The sequence below is a fragment of the Amycolatopsis sp. NPDC104775 genome, assembly GCF_055583325.1.
Genome location: NZ_JBVJOE010000002.1, coordinates 841,019 through 857,021 on the forward strand (window position 1 = coordinate 841,019; position 16,003 = coordinate 857,021).

At 70.8% G+C, this 16,003-nt stretch carries 7 protein-coding genes and 1 pseudogene; 7 read left to right on the top strand and 1 reads right to left on the bottom strand.

Going from position 1 to position 16,003, the window contains the following annotated elements; translation table 11 throughout:
- Positions 1–203: 203 nt before the first annotated feature.
- Positions 204–914, bottom strand: a complete 711-nt coding sequence (locus ACZ63D_RS12695; RefSeq protein WP_465354417.1) for a TetR/AcrR family transcriptional regulator — start codon at positions 912–914, stop codon at positions 204–206.
- A 70-nt stretch (positions 915–984) separates the two neighbouring features.
- On the opposite strand from ACZ63D_RS12695, the gene ACZ63D_RS12700 reads away from it, so the two are divergent.
- From ACZ63D_RS12700 to ACZ63D_RS12730, 7 genes and pseudogenes are all read left to right on the top strand, one after another.
- A complete protein-coding gene (locus ACZ63D_RS12700) occupies positions 985–1,404 on the top strand; it encodes a hypothetical protein (RefSeq protein ID WP_465354418.1) in 420 nt (139 codons plus the stop codon).
- A 109-nt stretch (positions 1,405–1,513) separates the two neighbouring features.
- Complete coding sequence (locus ACZ63D_RS12705; protein WP_465354419.1) at positions 1,514–1,744, top strand: hypothetical protein; 231 nt, start codon at positions 1,514–1,516, stop codon at positions 1,742–1,744.
- A 23-nt stretch (positions 1,745–1,767) separates the two neighbouring features.
- A complete protein-coding gene (locus ACZ63D_RS12710) occupies positions 1,768–2,508 on the top strand; it encodes an ABC transporter ATP-binding protein (RefSeq protein ID WP_465354420.1) in 741 nt (246 codons plus the stop codon).
- Positions 2,505–5,060: an FtsX-like permease family protein gene (locus ACZ63D_RS12715; RefSeq protein WP_465354421.1), complete on the top strand. Its 2,556-nt coding sequence runs from the start codon at positions 2,505–2,507 to the stop codon at positions 5,058–5,060. Before ACZ63D_RS12710 ends, ACZ63D_RS12715 begins: the two co-directional genes overlap by 4 nt.
- A 100-nt stretch (positions 5,061–5,160) precedes the next feature.
- The gene (locus ACZ63D_RS12720) at positions 5,161–6,033 is read left to right on the top strand and encodes a nucleotide disphospho-sugar-binding domain-containing protein (RefSeq protein ID WP_465354422.1); all 873 of its coding nucleotides are present in this window, start codon (positions 5,161–5,163) and stop codon (positions 6,031–6,033) included.
- A 221-nt stretch (positions 6,034–6,254) separates the two neighbouring features.
- Positions 6,255–11,267 (top strand): annotated as a pseudogene (locus ACZ63D_RS12725) (type I polyketide synthase); the annotation flags it as partial.
- Positions 11,264–15,997, top strand: coding sequence for a type I polyketide synthase (locus ACZ63D_RS12730; protein WP_465354423.1), 4,734 nt, complete (start codon positions 11,264–11,266; stop codon positions 15,995–15,997). The pseudogene ACZ63D_RS12725 and the gene ACZ63D_RS12730, both read left to right, overlap by 4 nt.
- The last annotated feature ends 6 nt before the right edge of the window (positions 15,998–16,003 follow it).

Here is a 16,003-nt window from a genome sequence, read left to right on the forward strand (position 1 = left end):
AGTGAGGTTTTCTCGGTAACCGTCGTGCGTAGTTCCGCAGCTTGGGGGGCGTCGTCGGGGCTTGTGGCGGGTGGCGTGGGTGAGAGGTACGTGAGGGGAACCTTGAGGGAATCAGATTCCCTCAAGGTGGCCCTCACGGACGTTCGCGTCGTGGTCCGCCGGGTGCGGGCGGGTAAGTGAGGGGTTCCCCTCACCTGTCCAGATCAGGGAAGAAGGGCGCCGATTCCGTCCAGGACTCGCTCCAGCGCGAAGTCTTCGGGGGCGGCGGCGGGGAATTCGCCCACTTCCGTCAGCTCAGCCAGATGCGGATATCCGCCTTCGGCCAAGCGCGGGTGCAGAAAAGCGCGGACTTCGGAGGCGCGTTCGGTGGATTCTGGCGAGTCCGGGTCGGCGATCGTGCGGCGGCGGTCCGCGGTAGCGCGGACTACGGCGCTGACCAGTTCCGCGCACGGGAAGGCGTCCACTGTGGACAATCCAGCACCGGTGAAAATGGCCAGGAGTTGTTCGGTCCAGCGGAGACGGTGGGGGGTGAGGCCTTCGCGGACGTCCAGCAGCCACGGGCGGGCGGCGTAGCGTTTTGCCGCCGCGTCGGCCCACGTGCGGACGGCGGAGCGCCAGTCCAGGTCGACGGGGGCGGGCGGGGGTGGGCCGAAGCCAGCCTCGGCCAGGAGGATCAGGAGTTCGTCTTTCGAGGTTACGTAGCGGTAGAGCGCGTTGGTCGTCAGCCCGAGCGCGGACGCGATGTTCGGCAGGGACGCGGCTGCCAGGCCTTCGGTGTCGGCCAGGTCGACGGCGGCCGCCACGACCGACTCGACGGTGTGCGACGGCTTCGGGCCGCGGCGGGGGCGGGGGGTTCCCTCCCACGCTGGGGTCAGGCCCGGCGGCAGGGCGCGGGGATCGGGCTCGATCGGCATCTTTCGCTCCGGTACGTCTTTCAGTAAACTGTGCAAGTCTTACACTGATCTGGTCTGGGGGCGAGCCAACGTGAGCGAGACCAACCGGTTCGGGTTCGGGAAGGTGACCGAGCTGGATCGGAAGCTGGCGGCTACCGAGGTCGAGCACGCTCGTTCCGAAGGGATCTGCGACGGGCAGGAAGCCGCGCGCAGGCTGGCCCGGATCCGGCTGGCCGGGTCGCACGCCGCGTTGCGGGCCGCCGTCGAGGGGCGTACTTCGGCTTCGCCGCCTCCGCTGCTGGAGGCCGCGCCGCAGCTCGCGTTCAGGCTGTGGGTGCTGGTCGTGGCGGTCAACGCGCTGATCTGGTTCGGCATCGGCGTCATCGGCGGGCAGTGGGACCCGCTGTGGCTGCTCTGGGTGCTGCTCGGCGGCGGAGTACTGGTCGCGGGCGTGTGGAGCGTCCGGGATTTCGACCGGCGGGCCCGTGCTTCGGCGGGCGGAACGTCCTGAGCGGACCCGGTGCGAGGGTCCGGGGTTCCCCGATCACCCGGGGTCCGCTAAACTGTTCAAGCCTTACACAATTAATCCCGACTCCGTCGAAGCCGTATTGGGGGGCCTCATGTCGGAGAGCACCGACAAGACCCGCTCCGGGAGTGGACTCGCTCGCCGCGTCGTCACGATCGCGTGGGCGGCCATCACCGGCGTCCAGTTCGTGATCTGGCTCCTGATGAGCCTCATCAGCATGTCGTTCAAATCGCCCTTCTGGCTGTGGACGCTGGGCGGCGGGGCCATCGTGCTCGCGGTGTGGTGGTCGCTCGACCGCCGCGGTTCCGGGAACGGATCGGAGTGAACGACGTGCCCACCACCACTTCCGTGGCAACGCCCGTCCAGCTGGACGCGGTGCACAAAACCTACGGTCGCGGCGAGAGCGCGGTCGAAGCGCTCGCCGGCGTGTCCGTTGCCTTCCCGGCAGGCACCTTCACCGCGGTGATGGGCCCGTCCGGTTCCGGCAAGAGCACGCTGCTGCACTGCGCGGCCGGGCTGGACACGCCGACCTCGGGCCGGGTCACGCTCGTCGGGACCGACCTCAAGGGCAAGAACGAAACGCAGCTCACCGAACTGCGCCGCGAGCACGTCGCGTTCATTTTCCAGTCGTTCAACCTGATGCCGGCGCTGAACGTGGAGCAGAACGTCACGCTGCCGACGCTGCTGGCCGGCCGCGCGCCGGACAAGGCGTGGGTGGACCAGGTGATCGCGCGCGTCGGGCTGTCCCAGCGCGTGAAGCACCGGCCCGGCGAGCTGTCCGGCGGACAGCAGCAGCGCGTCGCGATCGCCCGCGCGCTCGCCGCCCGTCCGGCCGTGGTGTTCGCCGACGAGCCCACCGGCGCGCTCGACACCACCACCGCGCTCGAGGTGCTCGGCCTGATGCGCGAGCTGGTCAGCGCGGGCCAGACCATCGTGATGGTCACCCACGACCCGGTCGCGGCCTCCCACGCGGACAACGTCCTGTTCCTGGTCGACGGCCGGATCGTCACGCAGATGGCCACGCCCAGCGTCGACGCGGTGGCGAGCACCCTGGCGCACCTGGGCGAGCAAGCGCGGAGGCAGCGGTGAGCTCGCGGCGAGTCGTGCTCGCGCTCGCGCTGTCGAGCCTCCGGTACCGCGCGGCGGCGTCGCTCGCGTCGTTCGTCGCCATCCTCATCGGCTGCGGCCTGCTGATCGCGTGCGCCGGGCTGTTCGAAACGGCGATCGTGCTCAAGGCGGCTCCGCAACGGCTTTCCGCGGCTCCGCTCGTGATCGGCGGATCGGCTGGCTTCAAGCTGCCGGACGAGGAATCCCAGGTCGTCCCGTACGCCGAGCGTGCCACGCTGCCGGAGGACCAGGTCGCGAAGATCTCCGCGGTGCAGGGCGTCGGGCAGGCGGTACCGGACGTTTCGTTCGCGACGGTGCTGCTGCACGACGGTGCGCCCGCCGAGTCGGGCGCGTCTGTCCTTTCTGGACACGGCTGGGATTCGGCTTCCCTTGGCGGTTACAAGCTCACCGAGGGCGCGGCTCCGAACACGCCGGGACAGGTCGTGCTCGACGCGACCACCGCTTCCGCTGCCGGAGTGCACGCGGGTTCGGCCGTCGACCTGGCGGTGAACGGGCAGCGGCAGTCGTTCCAGGTTTCCGGCGTCGCAGAGCCTTCGCAGACCGTGCGCGCGCCCGCGTTCTTCTTCTCGGTGGCGGACGCGCAGCGGTTCAACCCGCATCCCGGCACAGTAGGGCTCGTCGGCGTTTTTCCCGCCGACGGAGTTGATGCGGCAGATCTGGCCGGAAAGATCTCCGCGCAGGTCCCCTCGCTTACCGTGCTGACCGGCGACGATCGCGGTTCGGCCGAATTCCTTGGCGTGAGCGGAAGCCAGCTGCCGCTGATCCTGCTCGCCGCGGTGTTCGGCGGCATGGTGCTGGTCGTGATGGCGCTCGTGGTCTCCGCGACGATCAGCCTCACCGTCCGGCAGCGGCAGCAGGAACTCGCGCTGCTGCGGGCGACCGGGGCGACGCCGAAACAGGTGCACCGCATGGTCGTCATGGAGACGATGGCGGTCGGCGGGATCGCCGCGGTGTGCGGGGCGTTCCTGGGCAGCCTGCTCGGGAACTGGATCTTCGCCACCAGCGGCTCGCTCGGCATCGTGCCGGACGAACTCGCCTTCACCCAGGACATCATCGCGTTCGCGGCCGGGATCGTCGCCACGCTCGCCATCACCTTCGGGGCCGCGTGGTTCGCCGCGCTGGCCGCCGCCCGGGCCCGGCCCATCCAGGCGCTGGCCGAAGCGGCGATCCCGGGGGTGAAGGTGAACGCGTTGCGCCGCACGGGCGCGCTGATCTGCGGGGCGGCCACCGTACTGCTCGCCGCGACCACCATTTTCATGCCCGCCGACACCGCGGCGGCGATCGGCGGTCCGGCAGTGCTGACCGGCGCGATCGCGGTCGCGTTGCTCGGTCCGGAGATCATCGCCTGGGTGGTGGACCGGTTCGGTCCGTTCGTGCGCCGGGTCGCCGGCCGCGACGCCACGCTCGCGGTCATCAACACCCGGGCGCGGGCCGTCGCGTTCGCCGCGGTGCTCACGCCGATCACGCTCGCCAGCGCGGTCGCGCTCGGCAACGTGTATTCCGAGACGACCGCGCAGAAAGCGCAGATCGCCGCGTACGCCGGGCAGTTGACGGCGGACGCGGTGGTCACGTCGACCGCCGGCGGGTTCTCGCCGGACCAGCTCGCGCAGATCCGCAGCACGCCAGGGGTTTCGACCTCGTCGCCGCTGCTCACCAGCTCCGGCTGGATCGAGGAACCCTATGATGGCAACGGAAGCGACCCGTTGCGGCTGCTGGGCGTCGCCGCGCAGGACCAGGGCGGCACGGTGCTCGCCACCGAGGTCACCGAAGGCTCGCTCACCGCGCTGAGCGGGAATTCCGTGGCATTGCCCGCGTCGGTCGCCGACAGTCTGGACATCAAGGTCGGGGCCAAGATCAAAATGCGGCTCGGCGACGGGGCGCAGGTCCCGGTGACCGTGGTCGCGCTGCTGGACAGCCCGTCCAGTTACGCGAGCATGGTGCTGCCCGCGGACCTGCTGGCCGCGCACACTACCAGTGGCCTCGCGTCGCAGGTGCTCGTGCGGGGCGGCGACGCCAGCGCGATCGTGTCGGCGCTGTCCGACCGGGCGAAGGAGTGGCCGGGGGTCACGGTCGGCGACGACAGTGCGCTCACCGAGAGTTTCCAGGCCAGCGCGGACGTCGAGGCGCTGATCAACTACCTGCTGGCCGTGCTCGCCATCGCGTATGCCGCGATCGCCGCGGTGAACACGCTTTCGGTGGCCGTGCTGGCCCGCCGTCGCGAGTTCGGCGCGCAGCGGCTCGCCGGCGCGGATCGCGGGCAGGTGCGGCGGATGCTGTTCGTGGAAGGCGGGATCGTGGCGGTGACCGGCCTCGTGCTCGGCATCGTGATCTCGCTGTTCACCGTGCTGCCGATGGCGCTGACCACCGGCGAGATCATCCCGTCCGGCCCGATCTGGGTGTTCCTCGCCGTGGTGCTCGCGATCTTCCTGATCGTGTGGCCGGCGACCGCGCTCTCGGCCCGGCTGGCGATGCGCCGCAACGCCATCGAAGCGGTGAAAATGCCCGGCCAGTAACGGTTTCTAGGGGTACGCCGGGCCGGCCCGGGGTGGATAGTCTCGTCAGGACTGTCCGCACCGGGCCGGCCCGGTTTTCGTCGTATCTGGAGTGATCCCCATGCGTGTACTCCTGGCCGCGCCGTCGGAAACGGCCCGTCTGCACACCCTGGTGCCGCTGGCCTGGGCGCTGCGGACCGCCGGGCACGACGTGAAAATCGCCGGACGGCCCGCGTTCGTCGAGGACATCCTCCGCACCGGCTGCGTCGCGGCCGAGCTGGAGGACGGCGACGCGGAGCTGACCGAATCCACCGCGCTGATCGAGTTCGCGCGACTGTGGAGGCCCTCCGTGGTGGTGTCGAACGCGCCCGCCGGAATCGCCGCGGCCCGAGCGGTCGACGCGAAGGCGGTACGGGTGCTCGGACCGCATGACGAACCGGACGACACTGCGGACCACACGCTCGACGTCGTTCCGCCTTCGCTGCGTGACTCTCCGGGGCAGCCGCTGCGGCACGTGCCGTACTTCGGTCCGGTGGAGGTGCCGAATTGGCTGCGGCGCAAGGCACGCCGTCCTCGCCTTCTCCTGTCGCTGAACGACCCGGCTTGGTACGAGCCGGTCTTCCGCTCAGTGTCCGATGTGGACATCGAGCTGGTATGCGCGGCGGAGGTGCCCGCCGGACTTGCCTTGCCGCAGAAGGTGAAACTCGTCGACACCGCGCCACCGGCCGCTGTGCTGCCAACATGCGCGGCGGTGGTGCATGACGGTGACGAGGCATTAGCGCTTGCCGCGGTGGCGTATGGACTTCCGCAGCTGGCCTTGGCCGAGTCCGCGTTCGGCACTCGCGTTGCCGTGGCGGGTGCTGGGCTTTCCGGTGCGGCGGAAGGGATTTCCCGCCTGCTGGACGAAACGCTGCGCGCCGGAGCGGACGCGTTGTGTGCGGAGGTGGCCGCGTCGCCGGCCCCTCGCGTGGTCGCCGCCGCGCTGGCCAGCTGAATGTGGGGCCGCTAGGGGTGGGGGCACGCCAGCGCCGTCGGTAGCGTTCCCGACGTGGCACTTTCCACCCTTTTTCGCGGTTAGGCGGGGCGATTGGCGTGAGTAGCGACTTCCAGTCCGGCGGCGAGAACGAGCGCAAACTGCTCGCCTACCTCAAACGCGCGACGACCGATCTTCGCGAGGCGAAGCGGGCACTGCAGGAAACGCGCGAGCGCGACGGTGAGCCGATCGCGATCGTCGGCATGGCCTGCCGGTACCCGGGCGGCGTCCGGTCGCCCGAGGATTTGTGGAACCTCGTCGCCACCGGAACCGACGCGATCGGCGGCTTCCCGGAGGACCGCGGCTGGCCGCTGGACACGCTGTACGACCCCACCGGGGAACGGCCCGGCACCACGAACACGCGCGAGGCCGGTTTCCTTTACGACGCGGCGGAATTCGACCCGGAGTTCTTCGGCATCTCGCCGCGCGAGGCGCTCGCCATGGACGCGCAGCAGCGGATCCTGCTGGAAACCTCGTGGACCGCGCTGGAACGCGCCGGGATCGTGCCGGAGACGTTGCGCGGCAGCGAAACCGGGGTGTTCACCGGCGTCATGTACCACGATTACGCCGGACACGCGGCCGCTGGCAGCGTCGTCTCGGGCCGGGTCGCTTACGCGCTCGGTCTCGAAGGGCCGGCGGTGAGCGTGGACACCGCGTGCTCGTCGTCGCTCGTCGCGCTCCACTGGGCCGCGCAGGCACTCCGTCGCGGCGACTGTTCGCTGGCGCTGGTTGGCGGCGTCACGGTGATGGCGACCCCGGAAACTTTCGTGTACTTCTCCGAGCAGCGCGGGCTTTCCGACGACGGCCGGTGCAAGGCGTTCGCCGCCGCGGCCGACGGCACCGGCTGGGGCGAGGGCGCGGGTGTCCTCGTGGTCGAACGGCTTTCCGAAGCCCGCCGCAACGGGCACCCGGTGCTCGCCGTGATCCGCGGCTCCGCGGTGAACTCCGATGGCGCGTCGAGCGGTCTGACTGTCCCCAATGGACCCGCGCAGCAGCGCGTGATCCGCCAAGCGCTCGAATCGGCCGGACTGTCCACAGCGGACGTCGATCTCGTCGAAGGCCATGGCACCGGCACGAAGCTCGGCGACCCGATCGAGGCGCAAGCGCTGCTCGCGACTTACGGCCAGGACCGTTCCGAGCCGCTGTGGCTGGGGTCGCTCAAGTCGAACATCGGCCACACCCAGGCCGCGGCCGGGGTCGGCGGCGTGATCAAGGTCGTGGAGGCGATCCGGCACGGCGTACTGCCGAAGACGCTGCACGTCGACGCACCCTCGCCGCATGTGGACTGGTCGGCTGGCGACGTCGAGCTGCTGACCGAGGCACGCCCGTGGCCGGAGACCGGACGCGCCCGTCGCGCCGCGGTGTCGTCGTTCGGGATCAGCGGCACTAACGCGCACGTGATCGTCGAGCAGGCCGAGCCGGTCGAGGAAACCGCTGCCCCGGCCGAGGTGCCGGTGCTCGCCTGGCCAGTCTCCGCGGACACTGCGGACACGCTCGATGCTCAGCTGAACCAGCTCTCGAACGTCGAAGGCTCGCCGACCGATATCGGTTACTCTTTGGCCACCACCAGGTCCGCTCTCGACCATCGCGCGGTGCTCGTCGGTGCCACCCGAGAAGAGCTGCGCGAAGTACGAGGCCGCCGCACCAACGGCCGGCTGGCGTTCCTCTTCACCGGCCAGGGCGCGCAGCGCGCCGGGATGGGCACCGAGCTGGCCGCGAAGTACCCGGTGTTCGCGGAGGCTTTCGACGCTGTGTGCGCCGAACTCGACCCGCACCTGGACCGTCCACTTAAGACTGTTCTCGACGATGCCGCCGAGCTGGAGCGCACTGGCTTCACCCAGCCCGCGTTGTTCGCGGTCGAGGTGGCGTTGTTCCGGCTGCTGGAGTCGTGGGGGATCAAACCGGACTTCCTGCTCGGCCATTCGATCGGCGAACTGGCCGCCGCGCACGTCGCCGGGGTTCTCTCGCTCCCGGACGCGGCCGCGTTGGTCGGCGCCCGGGCGAGCCTGATGCAGGCGCTCCCGTCCGGTGGTGCGATGGTGGCTTTGCAGGCGACCGAAGACGAGGTCACACCGCATTTGACCGCTGAGGTCAGTATCGCTGCGATCAACGGTCCGGACTCGGTGGTGCTTTCCGGTGCCGAAGAGGCCGTTGCTGCTGTGGTGGCGGAGTTCGCGGGTCGGAAGTCTTCGAAGCTCAAGGTGTCGCACGCCTTCCACTCGCCGCTGATGGAGCCGATGCTCGCCGAATTCGCCGTAGTGGCGGAGAAACTCACTTACGCGAAGCCGCGGATCCCGATCGTCTCGACGGTCGGAGTCGGCGAGGATCTGTCCACTCCGGACTACTGGGTGCGTCAGGTTCGCGCCGCGGTCCGGTTCCACGCCGGAGTCCAGACGTTGGTGGACGAGGGTGTCCGGACGTTTGTCGAGATTGGACCGTCCGCGGTGCTCACCGCCGCTGCCCAGAACGGATTCGACGACGACACGCTCGCGTTCGTCCCAGCCCTGCGCAAGGACCGGGACGAAGCGGTCACGGCCGTCACCGCCTTCGCGACCCTGCACGCTCGCGGCGTTCCGGTCGACTGGGCCGCGTTCTATCCGGGCGCGCGCCGCGTCGAACTGCCGACTTACGCCTTCCGCCGCACCCGTTACTGGCTTCCCGCCGACACGGCCAGCGGTGATGCGGCCGAGCACGGCCAGCGGCCCGCCGAGCACCCGATGCTGAGTTCCGTCGTCCATCTGCCGGAAACCGACGCCGTGGTGCTCACCGGCCGCTTGTCGACCACCAGCGTCGGCTGGGTCGCCGACCACGTCGTCCTCGGTACGGTTCTCGTGCCCGGCACGGCGTTTGTCGAGCTGGTGCACCGCGCCGCCGCCGAGGCCGGGTGCGCGCACGTCGAGGAACTCACCCTCGAAGCACCGCTCACCCTCACCGAAAGCGCGGCGATCCAGGTCTCCGTCGAGGCTCCGGACGAGAACGGCCGCCGCGCGGTCACCGTCCACTCGCGACAGGACAGCGCCGAGGCCTGGACCCGGCACGCGAGCGGTTTCGTTGCCCCGACAGCGGAACCGCCGTCCTTCGAGCTCACCGAGTGGCCGCCCGCCAGAGCTATCCAGGTCGAGCTGGACGACCCGTACGCGACCCTAGCCGCCTTGGGCTACGACTACGGCCCGGCCTTCCAGGGCTTGCACGCGATGTGGCAGGACGGCGACGTCATCTACGCGGAAGTCACGCTTCCCGACGGTGCCGAAGCCCGCGACTACGGCATCCACCCCGCTCTGCTGGACGCCGCCATGCACGCACAGCTTCTCGGCCCGGCTCCCGAAGGCGGCGCCGAACCGATGCTGCCGTTCTCGTTCAGCGGCACTACCGTGCACGCCTCGGGTGCGTCGTCGCTGCGAGTCCGGGTAGCCCCGGCGGGCACCGACGCGATCACCCTGCAGATCGCCGACGCCACCGGCGGCCCGGTGCTCACCGTCGAGGCACTCGCTGCGCGGGCGCTCAAACTGGCCCCGGCACAAGACACGCTGTACCGCACCAGTTGGGAGCCGGTCTCCGACATCGGAGAGCAGCACGACTACCGCATCCTCGAAGTCTCCACGCCGGAGCGTCGCGTGCCGGAAGCCGCGCGTGCGGTCGCCGCTCAGGTGCTCGCCGCGATCCAGGAAACCCTCGACGGAGACGGTCGCCTCGCGGTGGTCACCCGCGGCGCGGTGTCCGTGAACGGCGAGGACGTCGACCCGGCATTGGCCCCGGCTTGGGGTCTGGTCCGCGCGGCTGCGGCGGAGCACCCCGGCCGGTTCGCGCTGGTCGACGGCGATCCCGAGGCAGCACTGGCCACTGGCGAGCCGGAGACCGCGGTCCGCGACGGCCAGGTCTTCGCCCCGAGGTTCGCCGCCGTTGTCGCGGAACCGGGCGAACCCACCTGGGCCAAGGTGCTGGTCACCGGCGGTACCGGCGGGCTCGGCGCGGTCGTGGCCCGGCACCTGGTGACCAACCACGGCGTGCGGGACTTAGTCCTGACCAGCCGTCGCGGCGCGGCCGCACCCGGTGCTGCCGAGCTGCGCGCCGAGCTGACGTCTCTCGGCGCGACGGTCGCAGTCGAAAGCTGCGACGTCACCGACGCGGAGTCCGTGCGGAACCTGCTCGCCACGGTTGGCCCGCTCTCCGCGGTCATCCACGCGGCGGGCGTGCCCTCGGCCGGGCGCGTCGAAACGCTCACCGAGGAAGAGACCGCCCGCGTCTTCGCGCCGAAGGTCGATGGAGCCTGGAACCTGCACGAGCTAACGAGTGACCTCGACGCGTTCGTCCTGTTCTCGTCGGCCGCGAGCACGGTCCTCGCGGCCGGGCAAGCCGGATACGCCGCGGCCAACGCCTTCCTCGACGAACTCGCCGAACACCGCCGGGCGCAAGGACTTCCCGCGACTTCGCTGTGCTGGGGCGCGTGGTCCGAGGACGGCGGCATGGCGGGCGAACTGTCCGAAGCGGACTTCCGCCGGCTCCGTCGGCTCGGCACACCGCCGATGGCGACCGCCGAAGCACTCGCGCTCTTGGACGCGTGCCTCGCGTCGGCCGAACCCGTGCTCGCCCCGGTCCGTCTGGACCAGGCCGCGCTGCGCGCCCGGACCGACGACCTGCCGCCCGTCCTCCGCAAGATGGTGCGCCGTCCGGCCAAGAAGGCTCCGGCCGCCGCGCCCCGGCTGGCGACGGTGCCCGAGGCCGAACGCGAGGAATACCTGCTCGGCCTGGTGTCGGAGCAGGTCGCGGCGATTCTCGGCTTCGCGAACGCCGCGGCGGTCGAGCCGGAGCGCGCGTTCCAGGAGATGGGCTTCGACTCGCTCACCTCCGTCGAACTGCGCAACCAGCTCGGCGCGCGGACCGGGCTCAAGCTGACCGCGACCATCGTGTTCGACCATCCGACCCCGGCCGCGCTGGCGAGGCGGCTGCACGAACTGCTCGGCGCGGGCCGCGGTCCGGCCGAACCGCTGCTGAACGAGATCGACCGGCTGGAAACCCTTCTCGGCGGCGCGGCCGGAACGCTGAACGGGTCGACCGCGAAGGTCACCGCCCGGCTGGACGCGCTGGTGCGCAAGTGGACCGACGCGCACGCCGGGGCCGCCGCCGAAGCCGATCTGGACGAGGCCACCGACGACGAGCTGTTTGCCGTCCTGGACGACGAATTGGGCATCTCATGAACGGGCAGACCATGAGCAACGAGGACAAGCTCCGCGACTACCTCAAGCGTGCGACGGCCGATCTGAAACAGGCCCGCCGCCGGCTGCACGAGCTGGAGGCCCGCGACACCGAGCCGATCGCGATCATCGGCATGAGCTGCCGCTACCCCGGGGGCGTCCGCACGCCGGACGACCTGTGGGACCTCGTCGACGAGGGCCGCGACGCGATCGGGGAGTTCCCGGCCGACCGCGGCTGGGACATCGAGGGCGTCTACGACCCGACGCCCGAGCGGCCCGGCAAGACCTACACCCGGCACGGCGGTTTCCTGTACAACGCAGCGGATTTCGACGCCGAGTTCTTCGGCATCAGCCCGCGCGACGCCCGCCGCGCCGACCCGCAGCAGCGGATCCTGCTCGAAGCGTCGTGGGAGGCGTTCGAGCGCGCCGGGCTCGATCCGCACGGGCTCAAGGGCAGCTCGACCGGCGTCTACGCCGGAGTGATGTACCACGACTACAGCGGCGGCAGCCCGGACGGCAGCCTGGTGTCCGGCCAGGTTTCCTACACTCTCGGCCTCGAAGGACCGTCGGTGTCGGTGGACACCGCGTGTTCGTCTTCGCTGGTCGCGCTGCACATGGCCGCGCAAGGGCTGCGTCGCGGCGACTGCACGCTCGCGTTGGCGAGCGGCGTCGCGGTGATGGGCACGCCGGAGATGTTCGTGGACTTCTGCAGCCGTCGCGGACTCGCGGCGGACGGCCGGAGCAAGTCGTTCTCCGATGACGCGGACGGCACCTCGTGGGCCGAAGGCGTCGGTGTGCTGGTCCTGGAGCGGCTTTCCGACGCACAGCGCAACGGCCATCGCGTGCTCGCCTTGCTGCGCGGTTCGGCGGTCAACCAGGACGGGGCCAGCAACGGTTTCTCCGCCCCAAACGGCCCGTCGCAGGTCCGCGTGATCGAGGCCGCGCTCGCTGACGCTGGGCTGTCGCTGTCCGATGTGGACGCTGTCGAGGCGCACGGCACCGGAACCGCGCTGGGCGACCCGATCGAAGCCCAATCTCTGCTGGAAACGTACGGTCAGCGCAGCAGTGGCGCACCGTTGCTGCTCGGATCGATCAAATCGAACATGGGACACCCGCAGGCCGCCGCCGGGGTCGCGGGCGTGATCAAGATGGTGCAGGCGTTGCAGCACTCGCGGCTGCCGAAGACACTGCACGTCGGGACGCCGTCGAAGCATGTCGACTGGACGTCCGGTGCGGTCGAGCTGTTGACCGAACCGCGGGCGTGGCCCGAGGTCAACCGGCCGCGGCGGGCGGCGGTGTCGTCGTTCGGTGTGAGCGGGACGAACGCGCACGTGATCCTGGAGCAAGCCCCGGCCGCGGAGGTCGCCGAGGCCGCTTCGGCTCCGGTGTACCCGCTCGCGCTGTCGGCGAAGACGCCTGCCGCGCTGGCTGAATCCGCCGCGCAACTGGCGCAAGTGGACAGTGACCTCGCCGACGTCGTGCACACTCTCGTCGCCGGTCGCGCACCGCTGGACCACCGCGCGGTGGTCGTGGCGCAGGACCGCGAGCAGGCCGGGGAAGCGTTGCGCGCGTTGGCTTCTGGCGTTTCCCGTCCGGATGTCATCACTGGGACTGCGGATGTGCGCGGCCGGACCGTCTTCGTCTTTCCCGGCCAGGGTTCACAGTGGACTGGCATGGCACTCGACCTCATCGAGCAGTCGCCCGCTTTCGCTGCCCGGATGTCCGAATGCGACACCGCGCTGCGGAAGTTCACTGACTGGTCGGTCATCGAAGTCCTTCGCGGCGAGCCGGGTACTCCGCCCGCCGACCGGGTCGATGTGGTGCAACCGATGCTGTGGGCGGTCATGGTTTCGCTGGCTGCGCTGTGGCGTGCGCACGGCGTCGAGCCGGACATGGTGATCGGCCATTCCCAGGGCGAGATCGCCGCGGCGACTGTCTCAGGTGCACTGTCGCTTGAGGACGGTGCGCTAGTGGTCGCTCTGAGGAGCAAAGCGATCGGTGACGTGCTCGGCGGACGCGGTGGTGGCATGCTCGCCGCAGGTCTTCCGGCGACCGAGCTGGAAGAGCGGCTTGGCGCGTGGGACGGCCGGATCTCGGTCGCGGCAGACAATGGCGCGACGTCCGCCGTGCTGTCCGGCGACACCGAAGCCTTGGAAGAGCTGCGCGACCAGCTGGTGGCCGAGGGCTTCCGCGCGAAACTGGTCCCGGTGGACTACGCGTCGCACTCCGCGCACGTCGAGCATCTCTCGGACCGGCTGCTCGCCGACCTCGGCCCGATCGAACCTCGCCGCGGGGACGTGGCAATGACCTCCACGGTCACTCTGGACGCGGTCGAAGAGTCCACTGTGGACGCCGCGTATTGGTTCGCGAACCTGCGGCGCACGGTCCGCTTCGCCCCGGTCGTCGCGCAGCTCGCCGAAGCCGGTTACACCCGGTTCATCGAGATCAGCCCGCATCCGGTGCTGGCGATGAGCATCCAGGAGACGCTGGACGAAACCGGGCACCCGGGATCGGTCGTCGGCACCCTGCGCCGCGACGAGGGCGACCTGACCCGGTTCGCGACCTCGATGGCGGAGTACTCGGTCCGCGGCGGTTCGGTCGACTGGCTTTCCCTGGTTCCCGGTGGTCGGATCATCGACCTGCCGACCTACCCGTTCCAGCACAAGCGTTTCTGGCTGGAAGAGGAAGCCATGCCCGCGCAGGAGGCTGTCCCCGCCGCCGACCAGGAGTTCTGGCAGGACGTGACCGGCGGCGACGTCGACGCGCTCGCCGCGCGGCTCGGGGTCGGGACCGCCCCGCTCGCCGAGGTCGTCCCGGCACTGGCCGCCTGGCACGGCCGCCGCACCGAACTGTCCACGGTGGACTCCTGGCGGTACCGCGTGTCCTGGTCGCCGCTGTCCGGCGTGACCAGCGGACTGACCGGCAGCTGGCTGGTCGTCGTCCCCGCCGCGGTTTCCGAAGCAGCCGACCTTGCGGACGCACTGGCCGAACAGGGCGACGTCGTCCGCCTGGTCGCCGCCGACTACGACCGCAAGGCATTGGCCGAACTGCTCGGCGAAGCAACCGCAGTCCGCCCGTTCGACGGCATTCTGTCGCTGCTCGCCTTCGACGAGAACCCGACTCTGAGCACGATTGCCCTGCTGCAAGCCTTGCGGGACAACGAGATCGACGCGCCGGCATGGGTCGTCACCCGAGGCGCAGTGGCGGTCGACGCCTTCTCCGACGCCGACCCCGAGGCCGCGTCGGTGTGGGGTCTCGGCACCGTGGTCGCCTTGGACCAGCCTGGCAGCTGGGGCGGTCTGGTGGACGTCACCGAAGCAACTGACGCGGCGAAACTCGCGGCCGTCGTGTCCGGCATCAACGACGAGGATCAGGTCGCGATCCGGCCCTCCGGAGTGTTCGCCAAGCGGATGGTGCACGCGCCGCTGAGTGGGGACGTGGCCGAGCCGTGGCAGCCGCGCGGCACCGTGCTCATCACCGGAGGCACCGGTGCGGTCGGCGGACACGTCGCCCGCTGGCTCGCCGGCCGAGGCGCGGAACACCTGGTGCTGACCAGCCGTCGCGGCCTCGAAGCCGAGGGCGCGCGCGAGCTGGTGGAAGAGCTGTCCGGAACCCGCGTCACCGTCGTGGCCTGCGACGTTGCCGACGAGACGGCGCTGGCCAAGGTTCTCGCCGAGCACCCGCCCACCGCGGTGGTGCACGCCGCCGGGGTGCTGACCCGCGAGCCCGCGCTGGCCGACGTCACGCCGGAGGAGTTCACCGCGGCGATCCGGGCGAAGGTCACCGGTGCCGCGCTGCTCGACCGGCTGCTCGGCGACACCGAACTCGACGCCTTCGTCCTGATGTCCTCCGGTGCCGCGGTCTGGGGCACCTCCGGCCAGCCCGCCTACGCCGCTGGCAACGCCTACCTCGACGCGCTCGCCCGGCGCCGTCGCGCGGCCGGGCGTACCGCGACCGCGGTGGCCTGGGGTTCCTGGGGCGGTGGCGGCATGGTCGACGCGGACGCGAGCGATCTGTTGCGCCGCATGGGCTTGGCCGAGATGGACCCGCGGCTGGCCGTCGAAGCGCTCGGCCAGGCACTCGACCACGACGAGTCCCAGCTGGTCGTGGCGGACATCGACTGGGCCGCGTTCGCGCCGGTCTACCAGCTCGCCCGGCCCCGCCCGCTGCTGCGCGGCATCCCCGAGGCCGCGGCCGACCAGGCCGACGCCGAACCGGCGGGTGGCGGCGACCTCGCGACCCGGCTGGCCTCGCTGAGCCCGGCCGAACAGCGTCGGACCGTGCTCGACCTGGTGCGCGGCGAGGTCGCCGCGGTCGCCGGATACGACGACGGCGGCGCGGTGGAACCCGCGCGGGCGTTCAAGGAACTCGGCTTCGATTCGGTGACCGCGGTCGACCTGCGCAACCGGCTCGGCGCCGGCACCGGCTTGAAGCTGCCCGCCACGGTCGCGTTCGACCACGTCAACCCGCAGGCGCTGGCCGAGCACCTGTGGAGCCAGCTGTGCGCGGGCGAGACGGAGGTCCCGCTCGAGGCCGGGCTCGACCGGCTCGAAGCGGCGGCCGCCGCGCTCGACGCCGCGGAGATCGACCGGTCCCGCATCCTGCCCCGGCTGCAGGCGGTCGTCGCCGCGCTGCACCAGACGCTGTCGGGCGGCCAATCCGGCTCCGAAGCGCTCGAAGCGGCCACCACCGACGAACTGTTCGCCCTCATCGACGACGAGCTCGGCGCCTGACCACCC